General features: G+C 62.5%; 7 protein-coding genes. 3 read left to right on the top strand and 4 right to left on the bottom strand.

The annotated features are described in order from the left end of the window. Positions 1-306: MOSC domain-containing protein (locus tag EPO09_RS17900; RefSeq protein ID WP_290645152.1), on the bottom strand; the 306-nt coding region annotated here is incomplete at its 3' end. A gap of 147 nt (positions 307-453) precedes the next feature. Between EPO09_RS17900 and EPO09_RS17895 the strand changes: the two genes are divergently transcribed. Together EPO09_RS17895 and EPO09_RS17890 are read left to right on the top strand one after the other, a co-directional pair. After that, positions 454-1,017, top strand: coding sequence for a DUF1415 domain-containing protein (locus EPO09_RS17895; RefSeq protein ID WP_290645150.1), 564 nt, complete (start codon positions 454-456; stop codon positions 1,015-1,017). Between the two features lie 8 nt (positions 1,018-1,025). Further along, positions 1,026-1,943 carry a prenyltransferase gene (locus tag EPO09_RS17890; protein WP_290645148.1) on the top strand — a complete coding sequence of 306 codons (918 nt, stop codon included), beginning with the start codon at positions 1,026-1,028 and terminating at the stop codon, positions 1,941-1,943. Between the two features lie 2 nt (positions 1,944-1,945). Here the strand turns inward: EPO09_RS17890 and EPO09_RS17885 are convergent, their stop codons facing one another. Both EPO09_RS17885 and EPO09_RS17880 read right to left on the bottom strand, forming a co-directional pair. Continuing rightward, positions 1,946-2,614, bottom strand: coding sequence for a YceH family protein (locus EPO09_RS17885; RefSeq protein ID WP_290645146.1), 669 nt, complete (start codon positions 2,612-2,614; stop codon positions 1,946-1,948). 87 nt (positions 2,615-2,701) lie between these two features. Beyond that, positions 2,702-3,604: a LysR family transcriptional regulator gene (locus EPO09_RS17880; protein WP_290645156.1), complete on the bottom strand. Its 903-nt coding sequence runs from the start codon at positions 3,602-3,604 to the stop codon at positions 2,702-2,704. A 111-nt stretch (positions 3,605-3,715) separates the two neighbouring features. Here EPO09_RS17880 and EPO09_RS17875 point away from each other — a divergent pair, with 111 nt between their 5' ends. Beyond that, the gene (locus EPO09_RS17875) at positions 3,716-4,774 is read left to right on the top strand and encodes an SDR family NAD(P)-dependent oxidoreductase (protein WP_290645144.1); all 1,059 of its coding nucleotides are present in this window, start codon (positions 3,716-3,718) and stop codon (positions 4,772-4,774) included. An 8-nt stretch (positions 4,775-4,782) separates the two neighbouring features. On the opposite strand, the gene EPO09_RS17870 is transcribed toward EPO09_RS17875, so the two are convergent. Continuing rightward, on the bottom strand, positions 4,783-4,920 hold the full coding sequence (locus tag EPO09_RS17870) for an MAPEG family protein (RefSeq protein ID WP_290645154.1): 138 nt from the start codon (positions 4,918-4,920) through the stop codon (positions 4,783-4,785). Positions 4,921-4,926 lie beyond the last annotated feature (6 nt).

Genomic DNA, 4,926 nt, shown 5'->3' with positions numbered 1-4,926 from the left:
GTTCAAGCCAGATACGACCAGATTGCGCCTCAACCAGGCCGGGTCCACATGGCTTTTTTGCGTGAAGGCAGCGACCACAGGCATGTGCTCGGCCTGAATCAGCGTGACCTGGCGCTTGTTGCCACCCGTTCGCCATGGCGTTTTCTCGGCAGCCCGGTCACCCATCAGTCCGCGGTCCACCAGGGCCTCCACCTGCTGAACCTGAACCACGGGTTCTCTTCTGGCCGGACGCAGGAAGATGGCATCGAGTCGGCCCGGATGCGCAAACTGCCTAACGAGTTGGTGCAGGTTGGGGGCTTGGCTCATGATGGGCTCAAAGGATGGTCGGGGTCAGGGCGGTAAAACGTACGGCAGGGGGTATGCTCGGGCCTGAACAGGCCATGATGCTGCCTTGATGCGGTATTGAACCACGGCCTCATCCAGCCAGCCGACTTGATACGGGACAATATCGCCATGAGCCTCGATCACGACACCATCATTGCCGACACCCAGACCTGGCTGACCCGCGCGGTCATCGGGCTGAACCTGTGCCCGTTCGCCAAGGCGGTACACGTCAAGAACCAGATTCGCTATCGGGTTTCGGATGCGGACACGCCAGAGGCCTTGCTGGAAGATCTGATCGCCGAGTTGTGCATCCTGCGTGATGCCGATCCCGAAGAGATCGACACCAGTTTGCTGGTGCATCCGGGCGTGCTGACCGATTTCATGGATTTCAATGACTTCCTGGATGTGGTGGACGCCGCTGTCGCCGAACTCGATCTGGAAGGCATGATCCAGGTGGCCAGCTTCCACCCGGACTACCAGTTCGATGGCACCGAGCCGGACGACATCGACAACTACAGCAACCGTTCGCCGTATCCAACCTTGCACCTGATCCGCGAAAGCAGCCTGGAGCAGGCGGTGGCGGCCATTCCCGATCCGGAAGACATCTACGAGGCCAACATCGCCACCTTGCGCAAGCTGGGGCACGAAGGCTGGAAGAAGCTGTGGGAAGTCGGCGCTGAAGACAAGGCCTGAGATTGCCCATGCCTGACAAGCAGCCCTGGTGGACGCCGGCACGTGTGCCTTTCTTGTTGCTGACACCCGCCTGCATGGCCCTGGGCGTGGCCGTGTGCTGGTGGTTGTCTCGTGCCCATGCTTCATCCCTGGCCTGGCCGGATGCCATCCTCGCGGTGCTGGGCGGGCTGATGGCCCATGTCAGCGTGAATGCGCTCAACGAGTACGTGGATTTCAAGTCCGGGCTCGACATGCATACGCAGCGCACGCCTTTCAGTGGCGGCAGCGGTGCCTTGCCCGCCAGGCCCGAGTTGGCCGGCAGTGCCTTGGTGATGGGGCTTGTGGCTTTGGCCTGGGCCATGTGCACGGGGTTGTACTTCCTGTGGCGCGATCTGGCCGTCTTGCCCGCGCTGATGCCGCTGGGCTTGATCGGGCTGGCGCTGGTGGTGGCTTACACGCCCTGGGTCACGCGCCACCCGTGGTTGTGTTTGATCGCGCCGGGTCTGGGCTTTGGCCCTTTGATGTTGCTGGGAACGTCGGCGGTGCTGTTGGGGCGCTGGGCGCCTGAGATGGTCGTGATGGCCTTGCTGCCGTTTGGCCTGGTCAACAACCTCTTGCTGCTCAATCAGTTTCCGGATGTGGACGCAGACAGGCGGGTAGGGCGTGTGACCTTGCCCATGCTGCTGGGCAAGGCGCGTTGCTGGCCCGTGCTGCTGGCGCAATACGGGCTGGCCTACGGTGCCTTGGTATGTGCCGTGTTGTGGATGGGCGTGCCACGTGGCGCGCTGTTGGGCTTGCTCACCTTGCCTGTGGCGCTCAATGTGGTGCGTGGTGCGTCACGCCATGCGGACAACACACCCGCGCTCCTGCCCTTCATGGGCATGAATGTGGCGGTCAACCTGCTGACGCCGGTGTTGACGGCCGTGGGGCTGGTTGTCGGCGCGTGATTTCAAGCCTGGGGATCGACACCCAGTTCGGCGGCCATGCGCATCACCAGTGCTTTCAGGTCACGCAACTCGGCCGCCATACGGGCTTGCTCATCCTTGAGCGCGCTCAACTCTTCATCGCTGGCAGCGGCTCTTGTGGATGACGCTGTTGCACCAGCCACGGCCACAGGTATCTGCACCTCGCCACACAGCAAATGCGCCCAGCGGTTTTCACGCTCGCCAGGGCCTCGGGGCAGCTTGACCACACGCTTGGGTTCACGCTCGGCCAACTCTTCCAGGAAACCTTCGACTGACGAAATGTCGGCAAAGCGGTGCAAGCGTTCCGTGTGCAGACGCAGTTCGGCCGATGTTTGCGGGCCGCGCAGCAAGAGCATGGTCAACAGCGCCACAGACTGGCTGGGCACGCCCAGACCGCGTGCGGCGTTGTGATCAAAGCGCACCACACGGCTGCCGCTGACTTCATTGACCAGGCTCAGTTCTTTCAAGCCATTGATGGCTTGCAGCACGTCGGCCTCGCTCAGTTGCATGACCGGATCACGCGCCGTTTTCTGGTTGCAGCCCAAGGTGAGCGCGTTGAGAGACAAGGGGTAGCTATCGGGCACGGTGTGCTGCTTTTCAACCAGCACGGCCAGAACGCGGGCTTCTTCTGCGGTGAGAGGGCGGTTGTTCAATCTGTACTCCTGGCGGCTTGTTGTGTGTCGGCGTGCGGGGGAGAGCTTATACCTGTCTGGCCTGGCAGATCAGGCAGATCAGGCAGATCACGATGTACGCTGGCTGGACAAAGCATAGGCACTCAATTCCTGGGTCAGAAAGCGATAAAGCTTCATCACTCTCTTGTTGCTGCGCAGATCGCCGTGGGTCAGCAGCCACATGTCGAGGCTGAAGGTCAGCTGATCGGCCAGCACGGGCATCAAGGCTGGATCACGTCTGGCGATACCGATCTGGCTGCCGCCGATGCCGAGGCCGGCACGCAAGGCCGCCAGCAGGGCCAGGTCGTTGTCGCAGCGAAAGCTGAACATCTCGCGGGAGAGCGGGATGCCATGTTGCGCAGCCAATCGGGTGACGAAGGTGTCCTGGTCGGGGCCGAGCATGGCGTGCTGCGCCAGTTCGGCCATGGTGCGCGGCAGGCCGCGAGCCTGCACGTAACGCTGGTGGGCATACAGGCCGATGTCGACACGGCCCAGGCGTTTGGCAATCAAGGCTTGTTGCGTGGGGCGTTCCATGCGCACGGCGATGTCGGCCTCGAGCTGGAGCAGATCGTTCATCTTGTTATTGAGCACCAGTTCGATGGTGAGCAGCGGGTGCTGAGCCTGGTAGCGCGCCAGGATCTCGGGCAGCACCTCGCCGCCCATCATCTGGCTGGCCGTGATGCGCACGGTGCCCCGCTCCTCGTGTTGATTGCCCGAAGCCACCCGCTGGGCATGCTGCGCGGCAGACGCCATGGCCTGGGCCGACGCCTGCATTTCCAGTGCTGTGGCGGTCGGCTTGAGGCCGTCGGGCCCACGGGTAAAGAGCGTCACCTTCAGAGCAGCTTCCAGCGCTGCAATGTGCCTGCCCACGCTGGGTTGCGTCATGCCCAGGGCGCGTGCGGCGGCAGACAGGCTGCCTTCGTGCATCACGGCCAGGAAGGACCGGTACAGGTTCCAGTCAGGTGCGCCGATGTTGGTTCGCTTGTCCATGCGTAAATGTATGGCAGGCATGCACAGTTAAGCAATTGTTGTATTGGTTGGATTTGCCTAGCATCAGCCTGATAGACAAACCGGATCTTCACCATGCCACACCAGACAACATCTCAACCCTCGATGACCGCAACAGCACTTGTGGTGGGCGCCACAGGCGGATTCGGTCGAGCCGTGGCGCTCCGCCTTTTGCAGCAGGGCTGGCAGGTCAGGGCGCTCACTCGGCATGCGGACATGGCACAGCGCGTTGGCGCCGATGCGGACGAGGCCTTGCGAGGGCTGGAGGCGGTGCAATGGCATGAGGGTGATGCGATGAACCCGCAGGATGTGCTGGCTGCGGCGCAAGGCGTGCAGTTCATTGTTCACGCCGCCAACCCGCCCGGCTATGTGCGCTGGCGCGAATTGGCTTTGCCGATGCTGGCCCACAGCGTGGAAGCTGCCCGCCGGACTGGTGCAAGGCTCTTGCTGCCGGGCAATGTCTACAACTTCGGGCCGGATGCGGGCGCGTTGGTTAACGAGCAGTCGCCGCAGTACCCCGTTACGCGCAAAGGTGCCGTGCGAGTCGAGATGGAAGAGATGTTGCGCCGTGCTGCCGCAGATCCGCGCCAGCCGGTGCGCTCGATGGTGTTACGGGCGGGGGATTTTTTCGATGCCCATTCGCCATCTTCATGGTTCGGTACGCTGCTCATCAAGCCCGGCCAGCCTTTGCGAAAGGTGGTGTACCCGGGGGTAGCAAGCGTGGGTCATGCCTGGGCCTATCTGCCCGATCTGGCTGAGGCTGCGGCGAGGTTGATGGCGCTTGATCTGGCCGAGCCTGATCGCTTGAATCAATTCGAAGTGCTGCACTTTGGTGGCCACTGGCTGCCACAAGGCATCGAGATGGCTCACGCCATTCAGCGCGCGGCAGGTGATCCAGGCTTGCCGATCAAGTCTTTGCCTTGGCCTGTGGTGACGCTGTTGTCACCCTTCGTGCCTCTGTTCAAAGAGATCCGCGAGATGCGTTATCTGTGGCGTGTGCCCTTGCGGCTGGACAACGCGAAGCTGGTCGCGCTGATCGGGCCGGAGCCGCACACACCGCTGGATAAGGCGGTGCATGCGTGTCTGCAAGACATGGGGTGCTTGCGTGCCGGCCTGAGACCGGCACAAGCCTGATCAATCGATCAGAACAGCTTGCTCAGCGTGGGGGCGAACATGGCGATGTTCGCTGCCAGCGCGCCGGCCCATACCAGGCTGCGCAGCGGGGCGATGTTAGCCAGGTACAGCACCGTGTAGACCACGCGCAGGCCGATGAAGGCCAATGCCAG

The organism is Aquabacterium sp. (assembly GCF_004297345.1).
GTDB lineage: Bacteria > Pseudomonadota > Gammaproteobacteria > Burkholderiales > Burkholderiaceae_C > Aquabacterium.
This window is presented reverse-complemented; position numbering and strand designations above follow the sequence as displayed.

What these genes read in the sequence shown, in the direction of transcription:
- EPO09_RS17895 (WP_290645150.1), top strand. Translation starts at nt 454, where the DNA reads ATGAGCCTCGATCACGACACCATCATTGCCGACACCCAGACCTGGCTG.
- EPO09_RS17890 (WP_290645148.1), top strand. Translation starts at nt 1,026, where the DNA reads ATGCCTGACAAGCAGCCCTGGTGGACGCCGGCACGTGTGCCTTTCTTG.
- EPO09_RS17875 (WP_290645144.1), top strand. Translation starts at nt 3,716, where the DNA reads ATGCCACACCAGACAACATCTCAACCCTCGATGACCGCAACAGCACTT.